This window comes from Marinomonas posidonica (genome assembly GCF_043643765.1).
GTDB classification, from domain to species: domain Bacteria; phylum Pseudomonadota; class Gammaproteobacteria; order Pseudomonadales; family Marinomonadaceae; genus Marinomonas; species Marinomonas posidonica_A.
Window position 1 is genome coordinate 1,771 of sequence record NZ_JBHZSP010000027.1, and the last position, 1,367, is coordinate 3,137.

Here is a 1,367-nt window from a genome sequence, read left to right on the forward strand (position 1 = left end):
TCTGACTTAGTGCTTTGCACTAAACTTGCTCTTTAACAATTCAAATTTTGAAATAACGATGAATCAAGCGTTAAACCGGTGGAAAGCACTTTAACCTAGTGACTTTCTATTATCGTAAATCCAGAGAAGAGACAAAAGCTTCTTTGGTATGTGACTTCAAAGTACATAAAACGAACTTTGTTTGATTTTATGAAAACTATTTTGGGTTATATGGTCAAGTGACCAAGCGTGCACGGTGGATGCCTTGGCAGTCAGAGGCGATGAAGGACGTGGTAATCTGCGAAAAGCTCGGGGGAGTCGATAAACAGACTTTGATCCCGAGATGTCCGAATGGGGAAACCCACTCTACTTGTAGAGTATCCCACAGTGAATACATAGCTGTGAGGAGGCGAACCCGGGGAACTGAAACATCTAAGTACCCGGAGGAAAAGAAATCAACCGAGATTCCCTAAGTAGCGGCGAGCGAAAGGGGATTAGCCCTTAAGTGGTTTTGGTGTTAGCAGAAGGCTCTGGAAAGGGCCGCCGTAGAGGGTGATAGCCCCGTATGCGAAAACGCCATTATCATGAAAACGAGTAGGACGGGACACGTGTTATCCTGTCTGAATATGGGGGGACCATCCTCCAAGGCTAAATACTCCTGACTGACCGATAGTGAACCAGTACCGTGAGGGAAAGGCGAAAAGAACCCCTGTGAGGGGAGTGAAATAGATCCTGAAACCGTGTACGTACAAGCAGTGGGAGCCGATTTATTCGGTGACTGCGTACCTTTTGTATAATGGGTCAACGACTTATTTTCAGTAGCAAGGTTAAGCAAATAGTGGAGCCGTAGGGAAACCGAGTCTTAATAGGGCGTTTAGTTGCTGGGAATAGACCCGAAACCGGGCGATCTATCCATGAGCAGGTTGAAGGTTGGGTAACACTAACTGGAGGACCGAACCCACGTACGTTGAAAAGTCCGGGGATGACTTGTGGATAGGAGTGAAAGGCTAATCAAGCTCGGAGATAGCTGGTTCTCCTCGAAAGCTATTTAGGTAGCGCCTCGCGTATTGCCATTGGGGGTAGAGCACTGTTTGGGCTAGGGGGTCATCCCGACTTACCAACCCCATGCAAACTCCGAATACCAATGAGTATGAGCGCGGGAGACACACGGCGGGTGCTAACGTCCGTCGTGGAAAGGGAAACAACCCAGACCGTCAGCTAAGGTCCCAAAGTTACAGTTAAGTGGGAAACGATGTGGGAAGGCTCAGACAGCTAGGAGGTTGGCTTAGAAGCAGCCATCCTTTAAAGAAAGCGTAATAGCTCACTAGTCGAGTCGGCCTGCGCGGAAGATATAACGGGGCTCAAACTGTACACCGAAGCTACGGATG

General features: G+C 48.3%; 1 rRNA gene (running past one end of the window). It reads left to right on the forward strand.

What is annotated here, in order from left to right:
• The first annotated feature begins 212 nt into the window (after positions 1 to 212).
• A 23S ribosomal RNA gene (locus ACHUFM_RS18150) occupies positions 213 to 1,367 on the forward strand; it runs 1,822 nt beyond the window's last position.